The sequence below is a fragment of the Streptomyces typhae genome (genome assembly GCF_009755605.1).
GTDB lineage: Bacteria > Actinomycetota > Actinomycetes > Streptomycetales > Streptomycetaceae > Streptomyces > Streptomyces typhae.
The window spans coordinates 48,184-71,049 of sequence record NZ_WPNZ01000002.1 but is presented as its reverse complement, the minus strand read 5'-3'; the positions used below and the strand labels follow the sequence as shown (position 1 = coordinate 71,049).

At 73.5% G+C, this 22,866-nt stretch carries 21 protein-coding genes; 9 read left to right on the top strand and 12 right to left on the bottom strand.

Annotated elements, in window-relative coordinates; translation table 11 throughout:
* Positions 1 to 166: 166 nt before the first annotated feature.
* The gene (locus GPA10_RS04285; RefSeq protein WP_058850374.1) at positions 167 to 925 is read left to right on the top strand and encodes a bifunctional DNA primase/polymerase; all 759 of its coding nucleotides are present in this window, start codon (positions 167 to 169) and stop codon (positions 923 to 925) included.
* Positions 926 to 937: 12 nt separating this feature from the next.
* On the opposite strand, the gene GPA10_RS04280 is transcribed toward GPA10_RS04285, so the two are convergent.
* The 4 genes from GPA10_RS04280 to GPA10_RS04265 form a co-directional block, all read right to left on the bottom strand.
* The gene (locus GPA10_RS04280; RefSeq protein ID WP_058850375.1) at positions 938 to 1,912 is read right to left on the bottom strand and encodes an SCO2278 family lipoprotein; all 975 of its coding nucleotides are present in this window, start codon (positions 1,910 to 1,912) and stop codon (positions 938 to 940) included.
* Between the two features lie 91 nt (positions 1,913 to 2,003).
* Complete coding sequence (locus GPA10_RS04275; protein ID WP_157164313.1) at positions 2,004 to 2,888, bottom strand: heme ABC transporter ATP-binding protein; 885 nt, start codon at positions 2,886 to 2,888, stop codon at positions 2,004 to 2,006.
* A complete protein-coding gene (locus tag GPA10_RS04270) occupies positions 2,885 to 3,982 on the bottom strand; it encodes a FecCD family ABC transporter permease (protein WP_425505663.1) in 1,098 nt (365 codons plus the stop codon). Before GPA10_RS04270 ends, GPA10_RS04275 begins: the two co-directional genes overlap by 4 nt.
* Positions 3,979 to 4,986 carry a heme/hemin ABC transporter substrate-binding protein gene (locus GPA10_RS04265; protein WP_343040308.1) on the bottom strand — a complete coding sequence of 336 codons (1,008 nt, stop codon included), beginning with the start codon at positions 4,984 to 4,986 and terminating at the stop codon, positions 3,979 to 3,981. Before GPA10_RS04265 ends, GPA10_RS04270 begins: the two co-directional genes overlap by 4 nt.
* Before the next feature lie 91 nt (positions 4,987 to 5,077).
* On the opposite strand from GPA10_RS04265, the gene GPA10_RS04260 reads away from it, so the two are divergent.
* From GPA10_RS04260 to GPA10_RS04250, 3 genes are all read left to right on the top strand, one after another.
* Positions 5,078 to 6,667, top strand: coding sequence for an HtaA domain-containing protein (locus GPA10_RS04260; RefSeq protein ID WP_343040307.1), 1,590 nt, complete (start codon positions 5,078 to 5,080; stop codon positions 6,665 to 6,667).
* Between the two features lie 92 nt (positions 6,668 to 6,759).
* Positions 6,760 to 8,376, top strand: coding sequence for an HtaA domain-containing protein (locus GPA10_RS04255; protein ID WP_157164312.1), 1,617 nt, complete (start codon positions 6,760 to 6,762; stop codon positions 8,374 to 8,376).
* Between the two features lie 184 nt (positions 8,377 to 8,560).
* On the top strand, positions 8,561 to 9,229 hold the full coding sequence (locus GPA10_RS04250) for a PhzF family phenazine biosynthesis protein (protein ID WP_425505674.1): 669 nt from the start codon (positions 8,561 to 8,563) through the stop codon (positions 9,227 to 9,229).
* A gap of 103 nt (positions 9,230 to 9,332) precedes the next feature.
* On the opposite strand, the gene GPA10_RS04245 is transcribed toward GPA10_RS04250, so the two are convergent.
* Together GPA10_RS04245 and map are read right to left on the bottom strand one after the other, a co-directional pair.
* Positions 9,333 to 10,010 (bottom strand): biliverdin-producing heme oxygenase, encoded by a 678-nt coding sequence (locus GPA10_RS04245; RefSeq protein WP_157164311.1) that lies wholly within the window; start codon positions 10,008 to 10,010, stop codon positions 9,333 to 9,335.
* Between the two features lie 199 nt (positions 10,011 to 10,209).
* Entirely contained in the window at positions 10,210 to 11,067 is an 858-nt protein-coding gene (gene map, locus GPA10_RS04240) for a type I methionyl aminopeptidase (protein ID WP_157164310.1), read from the bottom strand.
* 58 nt (positions 11,068 to 11,125) lie between these two features.
* Between map and GPA10_RS04235 the strand changes: the two genes are divergently transcribed.
* Positions 11,126 to 11,365: a hypothetical protein gene (locus GPA10_RS04235; protein WP_157164309.1), complete on the top strand. Its 240-nt coding sequence runs from the start codon at positions 11,126 to 11,128 to the stop codon at positions 11,363 to 11,365.
* Between the two features lie 194 nt (positions 11,366 to 11,559).
* Here GPA10_RS04235 and GPA10_RS04230 read toward each other — a convergent pair whose 3' ends face one another.
* Both GPA10_RS04230 and GPA10_RS04225 read right to left on the bottom strand, forming a co-directional pair.
* Positions 11,560 to 12,828 carry an MFS transporter gene (locus tag GPA10_RS04230; protein WP_343040305.1) on the bottom strand — a complete coding sequence of 423 codons (1,269 nt, stop codon included), beginning with the start codon at positions 12,826 to 12,828 and terminating at the stop codon, positions 11,560 to 11,562.
* 105 nt (positions 12,829 to 12,933) lie between these two features.
* A complete protein-coding gene (locus GPA10_RS04225; protein ID WP_157164308.1) occupies positions 12,934 to 13,536 on the bottom strand; it encodes a hypothetical protein in 603 nt (200 codons plus the stop codon).
* Between the two features lie 132 nt (positions 13,537 to 13,668).
* Between GPA10_RS04225 and GPA10_RS04220 the strand changes: the two genes are divergently transcribed.
* The 3 genes from GPA10_RS04220 to GPA10_RS04210 all read left to right on the top strand — a co-directional run bounded on the left by GPA10_RS04220 (position 13,669) and on the right by GPA10_RS04210 (position 15,804).
* Positions 13,669 to 14,745, top strand: coding sequence for a sialidase family protein (locus GPA10_RS04220; RefSeq protein ID WP_241845320.1), 1,077 nt, complete (start codon positions 13,669 to 13,671; stop codon positions 14,743 to 14,745).
* A 46-nt stretch (positions 14,746 to 14,791) separates the two neighbouring features.
* Entirely contained in the window at positions 14,792 to 15,496 is a 705-nt protein-coding gene (gene npdG, locus GPA10_RS04215) for an NADPH-dependent F420 reductase (protein ID WP_157164307.1), read from the top strand.
* A gap of 104 nt (positions 15,497 to 15,600) precedes the next feature.
* Positions 15,601 to 15,804, top strand: coding sequence for a hypothetical protein (locus GPA10_RS04210; RefSeq protein WP_157164306.1), 204 nt, complete (start codon positions 15,601 to 15,603; stop codon positions 15,802 to 15,804).
* Here GPA10_RS04210 and GPA10_RS04205 read toward each other — a convergent pair.
* Positions 15,794 to 16,591, bottom strand: a complete 798-nt coding sequence (locus tag GPA10_RS04205) for a site-2 protease family protein (RefSeq protein WP_058850387.1) — start codon at positions 16,589 to 16,591, stop codon at positions 15,794 to 15,796. The genes GPA10_RS04210 and GPA10_RS04205 overlap by 11 nt on opposite strands.
* Positions 16,588 to 16,710, bottom strand: coding sequence for a hypothetical protein (locus GPA10_RS43305; protein WP_281364737.1), 123 nt, complete (start codon positions 16,708 to 16,710; stop codon positions 16,588 to 16,590). The genes GPA10_RS04205 and GPA10_RS43305 overlap by 4 nt, the downstream gene beginning before the upstream one ends.
* A gap of 398 nt (positions 16,711 to 17,108) precedes the next feature.
* Here GPA10_RS43305 and GPA10_RS04200 point away from each other — a divergent pair, with 398 nt between their 5' ends.
* Positions 17,109 to 20,567 (top strand): AfsR/SARP family transcriptional regulator, encoded by a 3,459-nt coding sequence (locus tag GPA10_RS04200; protein WP_343040304.1) that lies wholly within the window; start codon positions 17,109 to 17,111, stop codon positions 20,565 to 20,567.
* Positions 20,568 to 20,652: 85 nt separating this feature from the next.
* On the opposite strand, the gene GPA10_RS04195 is transcribed toward GPA10_RS04200, so the two are convergent.
* A complete protein-coding gene (locus tag GPA10_RS04195; RefSeq protein ID WP_198351502.1) occupies positions 20,653 to 21,507 on the bottom strand; it encodes an ABC transporter permease in 855 nt (284 codons plus the stop codon).
* On the bottom strand, positions 21,504 to 22,547 hold the full coding sequence (locus tag GPA10_RS04190; RefSeq protein WP_241845324.1) for an ATP-binding cassette domain-containing protein: 1,044 nt from the start codon (positions 22,545 to 22,547) through the stop codon (positions 21,504 to 21,506). The genes GPA10_RS04195 and GPA10_RS04190 overlap by 4 nt, the downstream gene beginning before the upstream one ends.
* Positions 22,548 to 22,866 lie beyond the last annotated feature (319 nt).

Below are 22,866 nucleotides of genomic sequence, written 5' to 3'. Positions count from 1 at the left end.
AACACCGTAGGTGGGCGATTCGACGCGCAGCGTGAAATGACGCGCTATGTCACCCAGCGGCTGGCATCGCCCCAGCTACCCCGGATGTGGACTACGGCCACCCGGAGAGCAGGATGGTGGGACCATAGGTCATGCTGTTCCGCACAATGGCGAGGTGAGGGGATAGATGGGCGAGGAGTTCGGCCGGTCGTCCGGCGCGCAGAGCAGGATCTCCCAGTGGCTTCGTCGGCGCGGGCGCACCGCGGACAGCGGCAGCGCGGCCGCCGCCGAGAGCCGGGAGGGGCTGCTGCTCGCCGTCGCAGCCGCGGGGCTGCCGATCGCCCCGGCCGCGTATCCCGCCGGCTACCGGTGTTCGTGCGACCGCATCGGCTGTCCCACGCCCGCCCGGCACCCGGTGTCCTTCGCCTGGCAGACGCAGTCCACGACCGACCGCGGGCAGATCGAGCGCTGGGCCCGCCATCAGCCGGGGGCCAACTTCATCACCGCGACCGGCATGGTGCACGACGTCCTCGACGTGCCCCTGGACGCCGGGCGCGCCGCCCTGGCGCGGCTGCTCGACGCCGGTGTGGACGTGGGGCCCGTCGCGGAGTCCGAGGGCGCGCACGACCAGGGCCGGATGCTGTTCTTCACGGCGACCCGCGGCACCCCCGAGGACGAGGACGAGTGGTGGCCGTGCGAGCTGGACTGCCATCCGGAGACCATGGACGAGCATCCCGGCCTGCGCTGGCACTGCCGCGGTTCGTACGTCCTCGTGCCGCCCGCCCGGCTCCCGGGCGACCTCGGCGTGCGCTGGGTCCGTGGCCCGGAGCACCCGCTGCCCGACCCGCTCACCCTCCTGGAGACCCTCACCGACGAGTGCGCGCGATACGCGGGCGAGCCCCGCGACGACGCGACGGCCGGCACGGCCTGGCCCCAGCGCGGCTGACGACCGCCGGGTCTACTCGCCCTTCGCGCCCACCAGGCCCTGCATCCGGCTCAGGACGGACACCTCGCCCGTGCCCTCGGGGTCCAGGGCGACCTGGTTCGAGACGCGTTCCAAGGTGATGGACTGCTTGGCCTCGCCCCGCATGAGGGGCTTCACGTCCGGCTGCACGGTGACGTTCAGGCCCTTGGACGCGGTCTGCTTCTCGTAGTGGTGCGTGCTGAAGAACACCAGCGCGCCGCCGTCCTTCGTGCGCAGGCCCACGGGGGCGAACGAGCCCTCGTTCCGCGGCTGGTCGATGTACTGCACGGCGAGACCGAGCCGCTTCCCGCTGCGGTCGCGGGCCGCCTTCCACTGCGAGGTGTGCGGCCCCGGCGCGAAGGCGTCGCCGCCGGACTTCAGATAGTCCGTGTACGCGGAGCCCAGCCGCCGCGGCGCCATCGCGAGGCCGCCCCGGTCCACCGCGACGGGCTCCACATGGCCGTCCCCGTCCTTCCGCAGCTCCGGCAGCCGGTCGGGCCGCACCAGGTTCAGATAGGTCGCCTCCCACTGCGCGTCCGCGTCGGCGCGGGTGAAGACGATCAGCCAGCGGTAGTCGTCCGGCTTGCGGTTGGCGAGCGCGTCGGCGACGAACCAGCGCGGCCAGCCCGCCTTCTTCGGGATGGCGTACGACACGTCCGTCAGTTCCAGGGGTACGTGGTGGGAGTTGCCGTCCGGGTTCTGGGCGTGCCGCGCCTTGAGACCCGCCTGGTTGATGGCGCCGAGCGGACCGGTGACCCGGGACGCGTTCAGGGCCGGGTCGTACGCCTTGTCCGCCTTGTTGTAGGCGGTGAGGAAGTCCTTCAGCGCGCGGGCGGCCTCCGGCCGGGTCGCCGTGCGCACGACCTCCCGCTCGCCGTGCACCGTCACGCACCCGCTCGCCGCCAGCGAGAGGACCGCCACCGCCGCCGCGTACGAGACCGGCCTGCCGAGCCTGCGAACCCTGCTCATCGGATACCTTCACCTACCCCTTCCCGGGCCCGAACCCTATCGGGGCCGGCGGGCGCCCCGACGCCGGGATGGGGCAGTGCGCCCAACGTCCTCAACCGCCCGCCGTGTCCCCTTTCGTCGGGCCGCCGGGTGCGGGCGCCCGCCGGGGCGTGACGAGGAGCGTGCCCGTCCGCGGATGGGGGAGGACCTCGACGGGCTGCCGGTAGACGTCCGAGAGGAGCCGCTCGTCGAACACGTCGACGGGAGCGCCGTCGGCGGCGACCGTGCCGCCGTCCAGGACCACCACGCGGTCCGCGTACGCCGCCGCGAGACCCAGGTCGTGCAGGACGACCACCACCGCGTCACCGGCGGCGGCCCGCTCCCGGCACACGCGCAGGACCAGCTCCTGGTGGCGCAGGTCGAGCGCCGCCGTCGGCTCGTCGAGCAGCAGCAGCGGGGCGCTCTGCGCGAGCACCCGGGCCAGGGCGACGCGGGCCCGCTCGCCGCCGCTGAGCGCCGAGAAGGGCCGCGCGGCGAACGCCTCCACCTCGGTGGCCGCCATGGCGGCCCGTACGATCCGGTCGTCGTCGTCGGCACGGCGGGTACCGGCCCACGGCGCACGCCCCATCCGCACGACGTCCTCGACCGGGAACGGGAACGACAGCACGGCCGACTGCGGCAGCACCGCACGGCGCAGGGCGAGATCGCGCGCCGCCCAGTCCGCGGCGGTCCTGCCGCAGACGCGCACCGTGCCGGACGCGGCGGGCAGGTCGGCGGCCAGGGCGGCCAACAGGGTCGACTTCCCGGCCCCGTTGGGACCCACCAGGGCGAGCACATCGCCCGCGCGGGCCCGCACCGTCACGCCCTTCAGGACCTCCCGGCCGCCGAGCAGCACCCGCAGGTCCGCCGTCTCCGCGAGCACATCGCCGGGCGCGGCGGGAGAGGGCAGCGCCCGGTCGCGGCCCGTGAGGATCCTCCGGCTCAGAGCCGCGATCATGCCCAACCTCCCTGCCTGCGGCGGGTCCTGCGCAGCAGCCAGAAGAAGAACGGGCTGCCGAAGAGCGCGGTGAGCACGCCGAGCGGCAGCTCCGCGGGCGCCGCGACGGTGCGCGCCGCCAGGTCGGCGCCGACGAGGACGACGGCCCCGCCGAGCGCGCTGCCCGGCACCAGGAACCGGTGGCCCGGACCGGCGGCCATCCGCAGCAGGTGCGGCACGAGAAGACCCACGAACGTGATGATGCCGGCCACGGCCACGGCCGCCGCCGTCAGGAGCGCCACCACGAGGACGAGCACCGTCCGCAGCCGCTCCACGTCCACGCCCAGATGGCGTGCGGGCCGCTCCCCGAGGGCGAGGAGGTCCAGCTTGCGCGCGTACAGCGGCGCGACGAGCAGCCCGGCCGTCGCGCACGGCAGGACCGCGAGCACCTTCGGCCAGGTCGCCTGCGCGAGCGAACCGAGCTGCCAGAACGTGATCTGGGTGACCTGCGCGTTGTCCGCGAAGAACAGGAACAGGCCGATGAGGGCACCCGCGAAGGCGTTCACCGCGATGCCCGTGAGGATCAGCGTCACGACCTCCGTACGGCCGCCCTCGCGGGACAGGACGTACACGAGCAGGACCGTCGCGAGGCCCGCCACGAACGCGCAGACCGTCACCGTCCAGTTGCCGAAGAAGGTGAGGCCGAGGGCGATCGAGGCGACCGCGCCGACCGCCGCGCCCGAGGAGATCCCGATGACGCCGGGCTCGGCCAGCGGATTGCCGAACACGCCCTGCATCAGCGCGCCCGCGCAGCCGAGGGACGCGCCCACGAGCAGGGCGAGCGTCACGCGCGGCAGCCGCACGTTCCACAGCACGCTCTCGCCGACCCGGTCGAGCGCGTGACCGCCGAGCCCGACGCGGTGCCGCACGGAGGCGAGCACGTCACCGAGGGGGATGTCGTACGCGCCGATCCCTGCGGACAGCAGCGCGAGGAGGACGAGGGCGGCGGCGAGGGCGACGGTGAGGAGGTACGGCGCACCCCGGCGGGTCCCGCGTGCCTGCCCGGCCTCGTCAGTCTCCCGGGCCTTGGTCACCGGTCTGCTGACGAGGGTCACTTCGCGTCCTCGTAGAGCTGGTCCACCAGGGACTTGAGCACCCGGTCGGTGCGAGGGCCGTAGTTGAGCAGGACGCCGTCCTCGATGGACACGACGCGGCGGTCGAGGCCCGCGGGGGTCTCGGCCACGCCGGGGATCTTCACAAGGCCGTCCGTACCGCCCACGGAGTCGAGGCCCTTCGACATCACCAGGATCGCGTCCGGCGCCGCCTTGGCCAGGGCCTCGCTCGTGATGGCCGTGAAGTCCTTCTTCAGGCCGGACGCCTTGCCGGCGTCGATCGCCCCCGCCGCTTCGAGCAGGGAACCCGCACCCGACTCGCGCCCGCCGAGGAGATACACGGAGGCCGACCCGCGCAGATACAGGAACGCCACCCGCGGCTTCCTCGCCTCCGCGGGCACGGACTTGCGCACCTTCGAAATCCGCTGCTGCGTACGGGAGGTGAGCTCGGCGCCCGCCTTCGGGACGCCGAGCGCGGCGGCCACCGCCTCGATGCGGGGGCTCACGTCGGCGAGGCTCTTGGCCGGTTCGAGGACGACGAGGGGGATGCCCGCCGCGCGGATCTGGTCGATCGCCTCGGCGGGGCCCGTCGTGGTGTCCGCGAGCACGACCGTCGGCTTCAGGGACAGCACGCTCTCCGCGGAGACGTCGTGGGCGCGCGTCACCACCGGCAGTTTCGCGGCCTGCTGGAAGGTCGCGGTGATGTCGCGCGCGACGACGCGCCCGCCGAGCCCGAGGGTGAAGACGATCTCGTTCAGGCTGCCGGTCAGCGGCACGATCCTGCTGGTGTCGGCGACGGTGACCCGCTTGCCGTCGGCGGACCGCACGGTCACGGGCAACTTCGGCGCGGGCACGGCCTGAAGGGGCTCCACCCGGTCGGCGGCCGCCTCCGCCCGGGGGCCGCCGCGCGCCGGACCGTCGTCGTCGGACGTTCCGCATCCGGCGAGGGTGAGCGCGAGTACGGCCGCCAGAGCGCCGACTGTCCGGAGTGAGCGCGGCTTGCGCACCTGAGTCCACCGTCCTGTCGTGGGGTTCCCGGTAGGAATGGTCTTAGATTAGGTTAGCCTTACCTTAGCGATCTAGACCTGGAGGGGTGCTGTGTCCTCGCCGTCCTCGCCGCTTTCGCCGTCCTCGCCGCCCTCGTCGCGTCGGCCGGCAGCGCGCCGCCGTGCCCGCGTCCGCACCGGAGCGGCCGTCGTCGTCGCCGGACTCGCCGGAGCCCTGCTGCCGGCGTCCGCGGCTTACGCGCAGGAGCGGGCGGTGAGCGGCGGCAGGCTCGACTGGGGCATCAAGTCGTCCTTCCAGAGCTATGTCACCGGGCCCATCGCCAAAGGCAGTTGGAACCTCCAGGGCGGCGCGGCCACGGTCGGCGGCAGCCAGTTCCGCTTCCACTCCGCCAAGGGTTCCTACGACCCGGACACCGGCGCCTTCACCGCGGCCTTCAGCGGCGGCGTGCACTTCACCGGGCACAAGAAGGGCGGCGCCTACGCCCTCGACCTGACGATCAGCCGCCCCACCGTCGAGGTCGCGGGCGGCTCCGGCACCCTCTTCGCCGACATGATCAGCAAGGACAAGGGCACCGGAAAGGTCACCTCGACCGCCCAGGTGCCCCTCGCGACGCTGAACGTCTCCGGCATCAACATGAAGGGCGGCACGGGGCCGATCGCCCTCACCACCCTCCCCACGACACTCACCGCACAGGGCGCCAAGGCCTTCGCCGGGTACTACACGGCGGGCACCCAGCTCGATCCGGTGAGCCTGTCGACCGATCTGGTGACGGGGTCCGCGGGCGGCAAGAAGGACAAGGCCGAGGACGGCCCCAAGGGCAGGGCCGGGGGCAAGGACGCGGCCGAGGACAGGAACGCGCCCAAGGAGAAGACCGCGGGGCGCATCGAGGACGCCGCCGTCGACTGGGGCGTGCGCCGCACGTTCCGCGAGTACGTCTCCGGGTCCATCGCCAAGGGCAAGTGGACGCTCACGTCCGGCGCCCAGGACGGCGGCGCGCTGTTCCGCTTCCCGAAGGGCGAGGGCACGTACGACGAGAAGAAGCACACGCTCTCCGCCGACTTCGCCGGAGCCGTCCGCTTCACCGGCGGCCACGGCCTGGACATCGGACTGAGCCGCGTCGCCGTCGCCGTACGGGACGGCGAAGGCACGCTCTACGCCGACGTCGCGGGCAAGGGCTTCACGAAGAAGAAGGCCCCGCTCGTCACCTTCACCGACAAGGAACTGACGGGCCTCAAGCCGAAGGACGGCCTGATCGCCGTCACCGAGGCCCCCGCGAAGCTCACCGCCGACGGCTCCAAGGCGTTCGGCTCGCTCTACCCGCCGGGCACCGCGATGGACCCGGTGTCCCTGGCCGTCGCCGTCGACGGCGACGCCCAACTGCCTGCCCTGCCCGACCTCGGCTCCGCGGCCGCGCCCGGCGCGAAGGAGTCCCCCGCCGGGGCCAAGTCCGGTTCCACGGCGGGCTCCGACGGTTCGGCGGACTCCGACTCCTCCTCCGACTCCGGCTCCGACTCGTCGAAGGCCCTGCCGATCGTCCTCGGGTCGGCCGCCGCGCTGCTGGTCGCCGCCGCCGTCGCCTTCCTGCTCGTACGCAAGCGGCGGCAGGGGCGGCCCGAGCCCGCCACCGAGAACGCCACAGAGGCTTCCACCGAGGCCTCCGGCGCCGCCGAAAATCCCTGAGCCCGAGCCCAGGGACCACCCCGCTGAAGCGCACCGACAGGCGCGCACCCCCTCCCCTCCCTCCTTTCCCCCCTTCGAGGAGCACACTGACCATGGCAGCAACCCGCCGCCCCATAGCCCGCGCAGCGGCCGTCGCGACCGCCGCTGTACTCGGCGCCGCCGCACTCACCCTGCCCGCCGTCGCCGACACCCCGGCGGACACTCCCGCCGAGGGGGTCGCGGCCGAGGCACCCCGGGCGCCCCAGGCGTTCGCGCTCAAGAACGGCACCCTGGACTGGGGTCTCAAGAAGTCCTTCCGCGACTACGTCACAGGCATGGCGCGCGGGAAGATCAAGGTCACCGGCGGGGCCAAGCAGGCGCCGCGGAACGGGGTGTTCACCTTCACCGGCGGCAAGGGCACGTACAAGATGACGGGCCACGTCATGAAGGCGGCCTTCAAGGGCGAAGTCCGCTTCGTCTCGACGGTGCACAAGTTCGACATCAGGATCGCCGACGTCAGGGTGCACACCAAGGGCAAGACCGGTGCCATCCAGGCCGACGTCTCCCTCAACGGTGCCAAGCAGAACGACATCGACCTGGCCGTGCTCGACCTGTCCGGCGTCACGGCGGGGCACGGCCCCGGCTCCACGATGACGTTCAAGGACATCCCGACGAAGCTCACCGCGAAGGGCGCGAAGGCGTTCGACGGCATCTACCGGAAGGGCCAGGTGCTCGACCCGGCCACGCTGACCGTGAAGAACGCGGGCCCCGCGCCGTCACCGGGGACCACACCCGGCACACCCGGCAAGCCCAGCGAGCCCGGTGAGCCGGGCAAGCCCGGCAAGCCGTCGCCGAAGCCCTCGGACAAGCCCGCGCCGAAGCCCACGAAGCCGGCGCCGAAGCCGACGTCCGGCGCGGGCGGCTCCGGCGGGCGGGCACCGTCCGGCCAGGTCGCCGGCGGTAAACTGTCCTGGGGCCTGAAGGAGTCCTTCCGGCGCTACATCTCCTCGGGCGGCGGGGTGACGACCGCCGGGGGCGCCAAGAAGACCTCCGCCGGATACGACTTCCCGTACGCCAAGGCGACCTGGGACGCCGACGCCAGGAAGATCGACGCGTCCTTCGGGGGCAGCGTGCGGTTCCGCTACCAGGACCACGGCATCGACATGAGGTTCAGCGACTTCAAGGTCCGCGCGAACGGCACCAAGGGCACGCTGTCGGTGGACGTGAAGACCCCGGCGGGCACCAACGACGACGTGCAGTTCGCGACGCTCGACCTGTCCGGTGTCTCGTACGCGGCGCAGGGCGACGTCGTCCAGCTCCGCAAGGTCCCGACGCGGCTCACGGCGGCGGGCGCCAAGCAGTTCGAGAGCGAGGAGAACGGGTCGCCGTACAAGAAGGGCGAGAAGCTCGACCCCCTGACGCTGGCGCTCGCCCTGTCCGCGGACGCCGCGCTTCCGCCGGCTCCCTCCTCCGACGGCGGAGCCGGTACCTCCGGCGAGGCCGGCGGGGGCGGCGGTGACGCGGCCGCGGCCGCGGGCGGCGGTTCGGTCGGCGGCGGCAGCGTGGGTGGCGGCGGCGGTTCCGTCGGCGGCGCCGGATCGCTGGCCGCGACGGGCTCCGACACGCCCTCCGGGGCGCTGCTCGGCGTCGCGGGCGCGGTGGTCGTGGCCGGGGCCGGAGCGGTGTACGCGGCGCGCCGCAGGCCGCTGCGCCCGCACGGGCACGCGTAGGCGCGAAGGGCGGAGTGCGCCGGAGCGAGGACTCCGGGCCGACGGCGGGTGGCGGGCGCGCGGTGCGCGGGCCACCCGCCGTCGGCCTTCGGCACGGGGGCGCGAGCGCCACCGGTGATGCTTCAATGCCGGAGTGAACGGAGAGAGCGAACTCGGCGCGCGGGGCACGTCCGGTGTCCCGGACGTGCACCAGGGCATCGACGTCGTACGGGTCTTCTGCGCGCCGGACGGACGGCACGGCAACGAACTCGGGGTCGTGCGGAACGGCTCACGGGTGGCCGCGCGGGCGGACCGGCAGGCGCTGGCCGCCAAACTCGGCTTCAGCGAGACCGTGTTCGTGGACGACCCGGAGCGCGGCGCGATCGACATCTACACGCCCACGGGTCGGCTGCCCTTCGCGGGCTACCCGTGCGTCGGCGCGGCCTGGCTGCTCGACGTGCCGGAGCTGGTGACGGCGGCGGGGGTCGTCGAGGCGCGGCAGGACGGGGAGTTCAGCTGGATCGTGGCGCGGGCCGACTGGGCGCCGCCGCGGACGCTGCGCCGGTACGCGACGGCGGCCGAGGTGGAGGCGCTCGCCGTGCCGCCCACCGGGGAGTGGGTCTACGCGTGGGCGTGGGAGGACGAGGCCGCGGGGCGCGTGCGCGCACGGGGGTTCCCCGGCCGCGGGGACGGCATCGTCGAGGACGAGGCCACCGGCGCGGCAGCACTCCAGCTCACCCAGGAACTGGGCCGGGCCCTCAACATCACCCAGGGCCGCGGCTCCCAACTCCTGACGGCGCCGGCCCCCGACGACTTCATCGAGCTGGGCGGCAGGGTGGCGTTCCCGGCTCGATTGAGCCCGTCCGGCGTTTGAGGACGAGCGCGCGGCAGGGCGTAGGGGGTTTCGTTTGAGCCCGTCCGGCGTTTGAGGACGAGCGCGCAGCGCGATCGACGCCCGCCCGGCAGGGCAGCAACTCCTACGCGGACAGCGGGAACTCGCCCCCCAGCTCCCGAAAGACAGCGGTGTTCAGGACGAACGCGAACTTGCACTCGTCGACGATGCGCTGCTTCTCCAGCTCGTCCGGGACGACGGCGTCGAGCCCGTCGAGCAGCTCTCGGTAACCCCGCTTGAACGCGGCGGGGTTGGAGATCCCCTCGAAGACGTAGAACCGCACTCCGTCGCCCTTGCGGGCGAAGCCCCACGTCTGCTCCGCCTTGCCGCGGATGATCTGTCCGCCGGACAGGTCCCCGAGATAGCGGGTGTAGTGGTGGGCGACATAGCCGCCGGGCCACGTGCGGGCGCACTCCTCGACGCGGGCCGCGTACGCGGCCGTGGCGGGCAGGGCGCTGAGGCCCGCGCGCCAGTCGGGGCCGCGCAGATGCGCGAGGTCCCGCTCGAGCTCGGCGACGCGCGCCAGCTCGGGCTGTATGAAGGGCCCCGCCACGGGGTCCTCGCGCAGGGTCTGCGCGGCGTCCTCCAGGGCGCGGTAGACGAACCAGAGCTGTTCCGTGTACCTCGCGTACGCGCTCACGTCGAGGCGGCCGCCGAGGAGGTCGCTCATGAACGAGGACGACTCCGCCTCCGTGTGCTGTTCGTGGGACGCCGTGCGGATGAGCGTCGAGAACGAGGGGCGCTGAGTGATCGCCGAGTCCATGGGGGACCTCCGGAGCCGATAGACGGGCGGGAACCAAGATGGCCAGGACCGATCATCTAAGGTTAGGCTTACCTAAGTCAACTGGTTCCCGACGTCCTGTCGGCAAAAAACATACCCCGTCGGTGGTGGGGGATGCGTATGGATCAAAAAAGCCGGACCCGACAGGGCCCGGCTCTTTCGTCCCGTCGTCCGGGACCGGTCACGGCAGCGTGAGGATCTCCGCCCCGGTGTCCGTCACGACCAGCGTGTGCTCGAACTGCGCGGTGCGCTTGCGGTCCTTCGTCACGACGGTCCAGCCGTCGTCCCACATGTCGTACTCGTACGTGCCGAGGGTCAGCATCGGCTCGATGGTGAAGGTCATGCCCGGCTGGATGACCGTCGTCGCGTGCGGGCTGTCGTAGTGCGGGACGATCAGGCCGGAGTGGAACGACGAGTTGATGCCGTGGCCGGTGAAGTCGCGTACGACGCCGTAGCCGAAGCGCTTGGCGTAGGACTCGATGACGCGGCCGATGATGTTGATCTGGCGGCCGGGCCTGACCGCCTTGATGGCGCGGTTCAGGGACTCGCGGGTGCGCTCGACGAGCAGCCTCGACTCCTCGTCGACGTCGCCCACCAGGTACGTGGCGTTGTTGTCGCCGTGCACGCCGCCGATGTACGCCGTGACGTCCAGGTTGATGATGTCGCCGTCCTTGAGGACGGTGGAGTCGGGGATGCCGTGGCAGATGACCTCGTTGACCGAGGAGCACAGCGACTTCGGGAAGCCGCGGTAGCCGAGCGTCGAGGGGTAGGCGCCGTGGTCGCACATGTACGCGTGGGCGATGCGGTCGAGCTCGTCGGTGGTCACGCCGGGCGCGATCGCCTTGGCGGCCTCCGCCATCGCGCGCGCGGCGATGCGGCCCGCGGTCCGCATCAGCTCGACGGTCTCCGGGGTCTGCACCTCCGGACCGTTGTACGGCGTCGGCGCGGGCTTGCCGACGTACTCCGGGCGCCGGATGTTCCCGGGCACGGAACGGGTGGGAGAGAGCTCCCCTGGTACGAGCAGTGACTGGCCAGACATGCCAGCGAGTCTAACGAGCACACGTGGGGCAGCATGGCGGGAGAGAGAGGAGCAGGACATGGCGCTGTTCAAGAAGCGGACCGTGGGCAAGCCGGGCGAGTGGTACTACTGCCTGGACCACAAGAAGGTCGAGGAGGGGCCGGAGTGCCCCGGCAAGGACCGGTTCGGCCCTTACGCCTCCCGCGAGGAGGCCACCCACGCGATGGAGAGCGCGCGGGAGCGCAACCTGGAATGGGACACGGACCCGCGCTGGCACGACAGCGACACGGGCGAGACCCCCGACCCGGGCCCCCGCTGACACCCACCCCCGACGCGGGCCTCCCCGGCTGGCACCCGCCCCCGGGTGGCCGGCCGCCCTGCCGGCCCCCCTGTGGGCACGGCCCCGACGCCGGGCGGCTGACACGTAGGGCCCGACGTAACCCGACGTAACCCGGCGTAAAGGGGCCTGGTCCGGGCGTCGGGCCCGCGGCGCGTGGGGCTGAGCCGCGGGACCTACGCGGCGGCAGCCGCGTCCCGCCGCAGCCGGGCATCGGCATCCGTGGCGGCGTCGTACCGCAGCAGCGCGGGCATCGCCGCGGTCAGCGCGGCCACCGCCCCCACACAGACGAGGCCCCCGGACCAGATCGCGGGCCGCGTCCCGCTCCACCCCGCCGCGGCCCCCGCCCGCACCTGCCCGAGCTGCGGCCCGACGCTGTAGGAGAGGACCTCGATCCCCGCGAGCCGCCCCCGAAGTCCGTCGGGAATGGTCTGGTTCCAGATCGTCGACCGCCCGAGCCCGCTGAGCATGTCGCCCGCACCGGCGAGCGCCAGACAGCACAGCACCAGCCAGACGTCGGAGAGCAGGCCCGCCAGCGTGATGGCGGCGCCCCACCCCGCCGCCCCGCACACCACGAGCACCCCGTGCCGCCGCACCCGCGAGGTCCAGCCGCTGGTGAGGCTGAGGAGCAGCGAGCCGACGGCCCCGGCCGCGTACATCAGGCCCAGCGACCACTCGGCGTCCAGGTCGTCCGCGAGGAACGGGAAGATCGTGTTCGGGAACGCGAACAGCATCGCCACCCCGTCGATCGCGTACGTCCCGAGCAGCACCGGCCGCGACCACGCGTACCGCGCCCCCTCCGCGAGCCCCCGCAGCGAGGGCTTCTCGGCGTTGTGCGCGGCGGGCGCGGGGGAGAGCCGGGTGCACAGCGCCACCGACACGGCGAAGGCGATCACGGTCACCGCGTACGCGCTGGCGTGACCCGCGTAGGCGACGACGACACCCGCGAGCGCGGGACCGGCGATCGCGCCCACGTTCCAGCGCAGCGAGTTCAGCGCGGCGGCGGCCGTGAGCTGGTCGTGCGGCACGATGCGGGCCATCAGCGAGTCCAGGGCGGGCCGCTGGAGCCCGGCGAGACCGGAGACGCCGGCCGCCACCACGTACAGCGGCCACAGCATCGGCTGCGGCAGGAGCGCGTTCACGAACAGCACGAGGGCCAGCAGCCCGAGCGCCGCCTCGGTCAGGAGGATCACCTTGCGGCGGTCCACCGCGTCCGCGAGCGCCCCGCCGTACAGACCGCAGACGATCAGCGGCACCAGCTCGACGGCGCCCATGGCGCCGACCGCGAGCGGCGAGTCGGTGAGGTGCTTGATCTGGAGCGGCAGGGCGATCATCGCCATGAAGCTGCCGAAGTAGGTGACCAGGCCCTGCACCCACAGGAGACGGAAGTCGCGGGTGGAGTGCCAGGGGGAGAGGTCGGGCAGCAGGGAGGCGAGGCGTTTCACAAGGGGTCATGGTCAGCGGCGGACGGCCCTCCACGCAAACGATTTTGCGGGGGCACGGGTCCGCCGCGCGGGCAGCGCACAGCCCCTCCCGGCGCGGAGCGCGGATCACCACCGCGACGGCGGCGGCGCCGTGAGCTGGTCCGCGAGGCGGGAGAGCCGGTCACGGAACCGCCGCCGCCCGCGCGCCGGGGGTGCGGCGTTCTCGCCCGCCGCCGCGCTCACCAGGTGCTGGACGGTGTCCAGGTCGAGGCCTGCGTCGTCCGGCACCGTGAGCGCCTCGTGGGCGAGGGTTCCCAGGTCGCCCTCGTGCTCGTCGAGCGCGAACACCGTCGCGCCCGCCCGCCGCGCGTCGTGCACCCGGGCGAGGAGGTCCTCCGGGGGTGCGGTGGGCGCCACCACGAGCAGCGTCTCGCCGCGCCGCGCCGCCTCGATGCGGCCGAGGCCCACCGCCAGCTGCGCGGGCGCGTCCGGGCGCGGCCGGTGTCGTACGAGGGTGGGGGCCAGCTCAGGGGTGCCGGACCAGGCGGCCTCGTCCACCAGATGCGCGGCCAGGTGCCACGGCTCGTACTCCCGGGTGCCCACGAGCAGCAGACCGCCGCCGTGCGGGACCACGCTGGAGCGCAGGGCCCCCGCGAAACGCCTGGTGGCACCCGGCCATTCGGTTCCGGCGAGAACTTCGCGCAACAGCGCGACGCGTACGGCGTCCATGCGGCGCATACTGCCTCAACGGAAGATTCGACAGCGGGAGTTCACCGCGAATTCCCCCATGATGGGGAAGAGGCACGAATGCCAATGGGTAAATCTGAGCAAACCGAGCAGGCTGAGCAAACCGAGCAGGCTGTGACAGTCGAGACGTCCGTTCCGTTCCGCGCGAGGAACGAGGGGTACGCGAGTTTCCGGATCCCCGCCGTGGTCGTCACGCACACCGGCACCGTCCTCGCCTTCTGCGAGGGCCGGGTCGGCTCGCAGGAGGACTTCGGGAACATCGACGTGGTCCTGAAACGGTCCGTCGACGGCGGCCGCACCTGGGGCCCGCTCCAGGTCGTCGGCGCCAACGGCACCGACCTCGCGGGGAACCCCGCACCCGTCGTCCTCGACACCGGGCGCATCCTGCTCGTCCAGGTCAGGAACGCCGCCGAGGCCACCGAGGCCGCCATCCGGCGCGGCGAGGTCGCCGCGGCCGACGGCCGCCGCGTATGGGTGCAGCACAGCGACGACGACGGCCTCACCTGGTCGACGCCCCGCGAGATCACCCCGCAGACGAAGAAGCCCCACTGGCGCTGGTACGCGACCACGCCCGGCCACGCCATCCAGCTCACCGGCGGCAGGGTCGTCGTCCCCGCCAACCACTCGCTGCCCCCCACGGGCAGCGACGTCGGCACCGAGGGCCGCTACAACGGCGGGCACTGCCTGCTGAGCGACGACCTCGGGCAGACCTGGCGCATCGGGTACGTCGACGACAACCCCGACGGCTACGTCAACGTCAACGAGACCACCGCCGCCGAGCTCCCCGACGGCCGTGTCTACTTCAACACCCGCAACGACTCGCCGGCCCCCGGCACCCGCGCGGACGCGCACTCCCACGACGGCGGCGAGAGCCTCGCCAAGCCCTTCCGGCCGCAGGCCGGCCTCACCGGACCCGTCGTCGAGGCCGCGGTACTCCAGCTGCGCGACCCCGACGTGCTCCTCTACTCCGGCCCCGCCGACCCCGGCTTCCGCGCCCTGATGAGCATCCGGGCCAGCTTCGACTCCGGCACCACCTGGCACGTCGTCCACACGGTCGACGGGCTGCCCGCCGCGTACTCCGACCTCGCCCGCCTGGACGCGGGCGCCCTCGGGCTGCTCTACGAGACCGGGGACTTCAGCGCCTACGAGACGATCACCTTCCGGCGCGTCCCGCTGCACCTGCTCAACTGAACCGCCGGTCCGGCCGGGCGCAAGCGCGCGGACGTAGGGTCTGACCATGACTTCCACGGAAAGTGCGCAGAAGGCTCCGGCCAAGGACCCCTGGGACCTGCCCGACGTGTCCGGGCTCGTCGTGGGCGTGCTCGGCGGCACCGGCGACCAGGGCCGCGGCCTCGCCTACCGGCTCGCCCGCGCGGGCCAGAAGGTGATCATCGGCTCCCGCGCGGCCGAACGGGCCGGTGCCGCCGCCGCAGAGATCGGCCACGGCGTCGAGGGCGCGGACAACAGTGAGTGCGCGCGGCGCAGCGACATCGTGATCGTCGCCGTGCCGTGGGACGGCCACGCGAAGACCCTCGAAGGGCTGCGCGCGGACCTCGCCGGCAAGCTCGTCGTCGACTGCGTCAACCCGCTCGGCTTCGACAAGAAGGGCGCCTACGCCCTGAAGCCCGAGGAGGGCAGCGCCGCCGAGCAGGCCGCCGCGCTCCTGCCCGACTCCCGGGTGACCGCCGCGTTCCACCACCTGTCGGCGGTGCTGCTCCAGGACGCGTCGATCGAGGAGATCGACACGGATGTGATGGTGCTCGGCGAGAGCCGCGCCGACACCGACGTGGTCCAGGCCCTCGCGGCCCGCATCCCCGGCATGCGCGGCGTCTTCGCGGGCCGTCTGCGCAACGCCCACCAGGTGGAGTCCCTCGTCGCCAACCTCATCTCGGTGAACCGCCGCTACAAGGCGCACGCGGGCCTGCGCGTCACCGACATCTAGCCCGCGGCCCCCACTGGCCGCCCGCCGCGTACGGCCCCGTGCGGGGCATGGGGGACACTGGTGCGGTACGTCCGTCCGGAATGCCGCACCCAGGAGCGCCCCCCATGCCCCGCCTCGCCCTGTACGCCCTCGTCGTCTGCGTCCTGTCCGTCGCCGCCGCCGTGGTCTCCTTCGCCCAGGGCATGTGGCTCGGCATCGTGTGGGTGCTGCTCGCGGGGCTCTCGTCCAACATGACCTTGTACTACTCCCGCCGCGCGAAGGCCCTGCGGCAGCGCGACGAGGCCGCGGCCGCGGCCTCTAGCCGCTGATCGAGGGGATGTCCGGGGTGCCCTGCCAGAAGCGGTAGAGGCGCTGTCCCCAGTACGTGTCCCAGTCGGTCACGCCGAGGCCGCGCAGGATCGCGTCCACCGCGTCGAAGAACGCTTCGTTGACCTCGGGGATCCACAGGATGCCGAACACCGCGAGCAGACCGAACGGCGCGAACGGCTCCACCTGGCGGCGGATGCTCAGCGACAGCCACGGCTCGATCACGCCGTAGCCGTCCAGGCCCGGGACGGGCAGGAAGTTCAGGATCGCCGCCGTCACCTGGAGCAGCGCCAGGAACGCGAGCGCGTACCGGAACGTGTCGGGCACGCCGTCGAGGGCGTCCAGCCAGAACGGCGCCGTGCACACCACCGCGAACAGCACATTCGTCAGCGGGCCCGCCGCCGAGATGAGGCTGTGCCGCCAGCGGCCCCGGATGCGGCCGCGCTCGATGAACACCGCGCCGCCGGGCAGACCGATCCCGCCCATGATCACGAAGAGCACCGGGAGCACGATGCTGAGCAGCGCGTGCGTGTACTTCAGCGGGTTGAGGGTCAGATAGCCCTTCGCGCCGATGGAGATGTCACCGCTGTGCAGGGCGGTACGGGCGTGCGCGTACTCGTGCAGGCACAGCGAGACGATCCAGGCCGCCGTGACGAAGAGGAAGACGGCGAAGCCCGGGTTGTCGGCGAAGCCGGTCCAGGCCGCCCAGCCCGAGGCCGCGGTGACCGCGGCGATCCCGAGGAAGACGGGGCTGACCCGGCGGTCGCTCCGGGTGGGGGCGGTGGTCATGCGGCTCCTTCGTACGGGCCCGGGACGAACTCCTCCGGCGAGGCTACCGCCCGCCCTGCGGCGAACAGCCGGTCCGCGCTCCGCTCCCGCCCCGTCCCTGCGGTGGGCAGCCGGTCCATGCTTCCCTCCCGCCGTCCCCCGCCCCTGCTCCCGCCCTTGCGGTGGGCGGCCGTCCCCCGCCCCTGCTCCCGCCCTTGCGGTGGGCGGCCGGTCCGCGCTTCCCTCCCGCCCTTGCGGTGGGCGGCCGGTCCGCGCTTCCCTCCCGCCCTTGCGGTGGGCAGCCGGTCCGCGCCTCCCTCCCGCCCCTGCTGCGGGCCACTGGCCCGCGCTCCCCTCCCGCCCCTGCTGTGGGCAACTGGGCCGCCAGGGGCGGCACGGGTGGGCACAGCCCCGGCCTACGGTGCGGTTGATGCAGAGGGCACCCCAACCCGCCGCCCCCGCGCGGAGCGCGAACCCCGTTGGCCGACGGGTGGGGGCTGCGCGGACCCCGAGCCGAGGGAACGGCGACAATGGGGGCGTGCGATACCGCGTTCTAGGCGTGACCCGGGCCCTGCGCCCCGACGGCACCACCGTGCCGGTCGGCGGCGCCCGCCTGCGCGCCCTGCTCGCCGCACTGGCCCTCCGCCCCGGCCGCACCGTCCCGGTCACCCTCCTCGTCGACCAGGTGTGGGGCGACACACCTCCCGCGGACGCCACCGGCGCGCTCCAGGCCCTGGTGGGCAGGTTGCGAAGAGCCCTCGGCGCCGACGCCGTCACCTCCGCCGAAGGCGGCTACCACCTGCGCGCGGCCCCCGACGACGTCGACGCCCACCGCTTCGAGCGCCTGGTCGGCGAAGGCACCCGCGCCCTCGCCGACGGCGACCCCGCCAAGGCGGCCACCCTCCTCGACGACGCCCTCGCCCTCTGGCACGGCGAGGCCTTCGCCGACCTGCCGGACCACACCGCCGAGGCCGCTCGCTGGTCCGCGCGCCGCCTGGACGCCCGGCGCGCGCGGTGCGCCACCGACCTGGCCCTCGGCCAGGCGGACGAGGCCCTTCCCGAACTGACCGCCCTGTGCGACTCGCACCCCCTGGACGAGGCCCTGCAGAGTCTGCGCCTGCGGGCCCTGCGCGACGTCGGCCGCGCGGCGGAGGCGCTGGCCGCGTACGACGACGTGCGCCGCACCCTCGCCGACCGCCTCGGCACCGACCCGGGGCCGGAACTGCGCGCCCTGCACGCGGAGCTGCTGCGCCCGGAAGGCGACGCCGACCAGGACCAGGACCAGGACCAGGACCGGGGTCGGGACCGGAGCCGTAGCGGGGGTCGGGACCGGAGCGGGGACCGGAGCCGTAGCGGGGGCCGGGACCGGGAGGCCGCGGACGCCGTCCCTCCGGACGCTGCCGCCGCCGCGCAGGAGGCCACCGCCCCCCACACCGGCGCGGCACCCCCGGCCCCCGCCAGAACCCCCGGCCAGGGCAACCTCCGCGCCCGGCTCACCTCCTTCGTGGGGCGGGCCGGGGACATCGACGCGATCCGGGCCGACCTGGGGCGGGCGCGGCTCGTGACCCTGACAGGGCCCGGCGGGGCGGGCAAGACGCGGCTGTCCCAGGAAGCCGCCGAGGCGGCGGCCGACACCGTGCCCGACGGGGTGTGGCTGGCCGAACTCGCGCCCGTGGACGACCCGGACGACGTACCGGAGGCCGTCCTGACCGCGCTCGGCGCCCGCGAGACGGTGCTGCGCGGCGCGGGCGCCGAGGAGCTGCGGGCGGCGGCGGAACGCAAGGCCGCCGACCCGCTGTACCGGCTCACCGAGCACTGCGGCACGCGCCGCATGCTGCTCGTCCTCGACAACTGCGAGCACCTCGTCGACGCCACCGCCGCCCTCGTGGAGCGGCTCCTCGCCGAGTGCCCCGGGGTCACCGTGCTCGCCACCAGCCGCGAACCCCTCGGCGTGCCGGGCGAGTTGCTGCACCCGGTCGAACCGCTGCCGGAACCGTTCGCGCTGCGGCTGCTCGCCGACCGGGGGGCGTCCGCGCGGCCCGGTTTCCGGGTCGACGACGACGCCCGCGCGGCCGCCGAGATCTGCCGCCGCCTGGACGGTCTGCCGCTCGCCATCGAACTGGCCGCGGCCCGGCTGCGGATGCTCACCCCGCGCCAGATCGCCGACCGCCTCGACGACCGCTTCCGGCTCCTGACCAACGGGGCCCGCACGGTGCTGCCGCGCCAGCAGACGCTGCGCGCCGTCGTCGACTGGTCCTGGGACCTCCTCGACACCGCCGAACGCGCGGTCCTGCGCCGCCTCTCGGTCGTCGCGGGCGGCTGCGACCTCGCGGCGGCCGAGGCCGTCTGCGCGGGCAGCCACGTCGACCCCCGCGACATCGCCCGCGTCCTCGGCTCCCTCGTCGACAAGTCCCTGGTCGTGGCCGCGCCCGCCGCGCACGGCGACGTGATGCGCTACCGGCTCCTGGAGACCGTCTCCGAGTACGCCGCCGAGCGCCTGGACGAAGCGGGGGAGCGCGGCGCCGCCGAGCGGGCGCATCTCACCTACTTCCGGGAGTTCGCGCGCACCACCGACCCGGAGCTGCGCGGGCACGGGCAGCTCGCGGCCGTCGCCGCGTTCGAGGCGGAGTACGAGAACCTGCGCACCGCCCTGCGCCGCGCCGTCGCCGCCCGCGACGAGCAGGAGGCGCTGTGCCTGGTGCACTCCCTGGCGTGGTTCTGGCTGATCCGCGACCTGCGCCAGGAGGCACGGAACTGGTCCCGGGACGTGATGGCGCTCGGCCCCGACCCGTTCGCCCCGCCCGTCACCCCCGCCGCCCCGCTGTACACGCGCTGCACGGACAACCCGCCCCCGCTGTCCGGCGAGGTCCTCCTGGAGGCCCGGCGCGGCGTCCACCTCATCCAGCTCTCCTGCATGGACATGGACCCCACCGACTGGCGCACCCCGCAGGCCGCGCGGAAGCTGAGCGCCATCAGGGATACCTACCGGCCGGGCCTGCCGCAGACCTGCCGGAGTCCGGGCAGCCTGTGGTTCTTCGCCATCCTGATGACGGGGGACGTGGAACGGCTGCGCCGTCTCATCGACGAGACCGTGACCGCCTGCCGTACGTACGGTTTCACCTGGGAGCTCGCGGGTGCGCTCCAGCAGCGCGCCAACATCCTCGCCAACCGCACCGACTGGGCCGGAGACGCCCGCAGCGACGCGGACGAGGCCCTGGAGATCTACACCCGGCTCGGCGACGCCTGGGGCACGGCCGAGGCCCTGTCCTCACGCGGCGAGGCGCACGAGCGGCGCGGGGAGTACCGGAAGGCGGCCGCCGACTTCCGCGCGGCGATCGAGCACGCGACGGCGCTCGGCGCGTGGGCGCAGGTGTCCCTGCTGACCGCGCGGCTCGGCACGGTCCTGGTCGAGGCGGGCGAAGCCGAGCGCGGTGAGGCGCTGCTGCGGCAGGTGGTGGGCGACGCCGGGAACCGGCTGAACGGGGCGCTGCCCGCGGCCAGGCTCTTCCTCGTCGGGCTGCTCGGCCGCACCGGCCGCACCGCCGAGGCCCGGGAGCAACTGGCGCTCCTGAAGAAGGAGTTCACGGCCTTCGGCTTCGCGCTCTTCGAGGGCTTCGTGCTCGGCTCGCACGCCTGGCTCGACACCGTCGACGGCCATCACGAGCGGGCGGTCGGCTTCGCCCGCGAGGCCGTCGGGAAGGCCGCCGACCCCTTGGCGCAGCTCGTCGCGCCGCAGCTGCTCGCCGTGCACCTCGCGACCCTGGCCAGGGCGCTCGCCTGCCACGACGCCGACCGCGCCGCGGACGCGGCCCGGCTGCTCGCCCTGGCCGACGCCCAACTGCCGCCCGGTCATGTCCCCGTGGCCCTGGAGCGCGAGATCCGGGGCAGTGCCGAGCGCGCCGTCCGCGCGGTGCTCGGCGACGCGGGGTACGCCGCCGCCTACACCGAGGGCGACGGCCTCACCTGGGAGTGGGCCGTCGCCTCGACGGAGCTGTGACCCGAGAGGCCCCAGCGGCCCGAGAGGCCCGAGAGGCTTCAGAGGCCTGAGAGAACCTGTAGGGACCGGGGGGTCACGCCCTGGGTCACGTCTTGGTGCGGAACTTGTGGATCGCGATCGGCGCCATGACCGCCGTCAGGGCGACCGACCAGATCAGCGTCACCCACACGTCGTGCGCGATCGGCGCGCCGCCGTTCATCAGGCCGCGGGCCGCGTCGGCGAGCGACGACAGCGGGTTGTAGTCCGTGAACGCCTGGAGCCAGCCCGGCATGGACTGCGTCGGCGCGAAGATCGACGAGCCGAACTGCAGCGGCATCAGGACCAGGAAGCCCACGCCCTGGATGGCCTGGGCGCTCTTCATCACGACACCCATGGTGAGGAAGATCCACATCAGGCCGACGCCGAAGGCCATGGCGAGACCGACGGCCGCGATCAGGCCCGGGACGCTCTCCACGGAGAAGCCGATGATCAGCGCGACGATCATCAGGATGCCGGTGGCGACGAGCATCCGGAGGAGCTCGACGACGATCTTCGCGACCATCACCGAGGACCGCGCGATCGGCAGCGACCGGAACCGGTCCATCACCCCGGTCTGGAAGTCCTGGTTGAAGCCCGTGCCCACACCCATGGCCATATTCATCCCCATCATGGCCATCAGGCCGGGGATCACGTACTGCACGTACTCCTCGCGGCCGCCGCCGAGGGACTGGCCGACCGAGCCGCCGAAGACGTACACGAACAGCAGGGTGAAGACGATCGGCATGAGCACGGCGTCGATCATCGACTCCATGTCCGCCTTGATCCACAGCAGATTGCGGCGGACCAGGGCGCCGGTGTGCCGCACATGGCCGCGCAGGCCGATGCGGGTGTCGGCGCCCGGCTTGCCGACGGGGTGCGTGACGGGCGCCGCGGGGGGCGCCGGGGCCGTGGTGGCGCTCATGCGGCGACCTCCTCGAAGTCGGTGGCCTTCGTGGACGCGGCGTCCTGCGTCTCGCCGGCCTTGTGGCCGGTGAGGGACAGGAAGACCTCGTCCAGGCTGGGCAGTTCGGTGGCGATGTCGGCGAGCGTGATGCCGCGCGCGGTGAGGGTGGACACGACGGCCGTGAGCTGCTCGTCGCTGAGGATCGGCACCAGGACCACGCCGGTCTCGGCGTCGACGGTGGTGGTGGCGAGGCCGGTCAGGCCGGACTCGTCGAGGGCCGTGGCGGTGGGGCGCAGCTGCGCCGGGTCGGCCGGGCGGATGCGCAGGGTGCGGCCGCCGACCTTCGCCTTCAGCTCCTCGATGCGGCCGCCCGCGATGACCTTGCCGCGGTCGACGACCGTGAGCTCGCTCGCGAGCTGCTCGGCCTCTTCCATGTACTGCGTGGTCAGCAGGACGGTGACGCCGTCACCGACCATGCGCTTGACCTCGTCCCAGACCTCGTTGCGCGTCCGCGGGTCGAGGCCGGTCGTCGGCTCGTCGAGGAACAGCACGGCCGGGCGGCCGATCATGGACGCCGCCAGGTCGAGGCGGCGGCGCATGCCTCCCGAGTAGGTGCGCGCGGGGCGCCTGGCGGCCTCGGTGAGCGAGAACCGCTCGAGCAGGCCGTCGGCCCGGGAGCGGGCCTCCTTGCGGGGCAGGTCGAGCAGGCGCCCGATCATGTAGAGGTTGTCCCAGCCGGTCAGCTTCTCGTCCACCGAGGCGTACTGACCGGTGAGGCCTATGACGCGGCGCAGCTGGCGGGGCTGGCGCAGCACGTCGTACCCGGCGACGAAGGCCGAGCCGGAGTCGGGGGTGATCAGGGTGGAGAGGCAGCGCACGAGCGTGGTCTTGCCGGCGCCGTTGGGCCCGAGGACGCCGAGGACCGTGCCCTCGCGGACGTCCACGTCGACGCCGTCCAGCGCCTTGGTCTCGCCGTAGTGCTTGACCAGCCCCCGTACCGAGACGGCGGTCGCCGTTCCGCCGGTTCCCCGTTGGGGCTTGTTGTCGATTTCTGTCATGCCGTACATGAGAGCAGTCGCCACCGACAATCCGCCGACAGCCGACCGACAGCGGCGGGAGCGAGAGGCGACAACAGGCCGACAAGCACGGTGACAGGTCGGTGGAGAACGCCATGAAGCGGCACAAGGCGCCCCGGGACCGGGATGGCGGAAAGTCACCCAGGAGGAACGGGTTCCGGGAGGCGTCGGGAGAGGAGGAGGGCAGCCCGCCGACGGGGGACGGTCGGCGGGCTGCCCTTGGTGCCGCGATGGTCCGGGCCGCGGCGGGGGGGCACCCCACCCCGGGGCGGGGGGGCCCCCCGCCGCGGGGGGGGGGGGG

Excerpts from the sequence above, each read along its gene's own strand:
- GPA10_RS04235 (WP_157164309.1), top strand. The coding sequence starts at position 11,126 with ATGGCGCTGTTCAAGAAGCGGACCGTGGGCAAGCCGGGCGAGTGGTAC.
- GPA10_RS04225 (WP_157164308.1), bottom strand. The coding sequence starts at position 13,536 with ATGGACGCCGTACGCGTCGCGCTGTTGCGCGAAGTTCTCGCCGGAACC.
- npdG (WP_157164307.1), top strand. The coding sequence starts at position 14,792 with ATGACTTCCACGGAAAGTGCGCAGAAGGCTCCGGCCAAGGACCCCTGG.
- GPA10_RS04280 (WP_058850375.1), bottom strand. The coding sequence starts at position 1,912 with ATGAGCAGGGTTCGCAGGCTCGGCAGGCCGGTCTCGTACGCGGCGGCG.
- GPA10_RS04255 (WP_157164312.1), top strand. The coding sequence starts at position 6,760 with ATGGCAGCAACCCGCCGCCCCATAGCCCGCGCAGCGGCCGTCGCGACC.
- GPA10_RS04190 (WP_241845324.1), bottom strand. The coding sequence starts at position 22,547 with ATGACAGAAATCGACAACAAGCCCCAACGGGGAACCGGCGGAACGGCG.
- GPA10_RS04245 (WP_157164311.1), bottom strand. The coding sequence starts at position 10,010 with ATGGACTCGGCGATCACTCAGCGCCCCTCGTTCTCGACGCTCATCCGC.
- map (WP_157164310.1), bottom strand. The coding sequence starts at position 11,067 with ATGTCTGGCCAGTCACTGCTCGTACCAGGGGAGCTCTCTCCCACCCGT.
- GPA10_RS04205 (WP_058850387.1), bottom strand. The coding sequence starts at position 16,591 with ATGACCACCGCCCCCACCCGGAGCGACCGCCGGGTCAGCCCCGTCTTC.
- GPA10_RS04285 (WP_058850374.1), top strand. The coding sequence starts at position 167 with ATGGGCGAGGAGTTCGGCCGGTCGTCCGGCGCGCAGAGCAGGATCTCC.
- GPA10_RS43305 (WP_281364737.1), bottom strand. The coding sequence starts at position 16,710 with ATGGACCGGCTGCCCACCGCAGGGACGGGGCGGGAGCGGAGCGCGGAC.
- GPA10_RS04210 (WP_157164306.1), top strand. The coding sequence starts at position 15,601 with ATGCCCCGCCTCGCCCTGTACGCCCTCGTCGTCTGCGTCCTGTCCGTC.
- GPA10_RS04195 (WP_198351502.1), bottom strand. The coding sequence starts at position 21,507 with ATGAGCGCCACCACGGCCCCGGCGCCCCCCGCGGCGCCCGTCACGCAC.
- GPA10_RS04275 (WP_157164313.1), bottom strand. The coding sequence starts at position 2,888 with ATGATCGCGGCTCTGAGCCGGAGGATCCTCACGGGCCGCGACCGGGCG.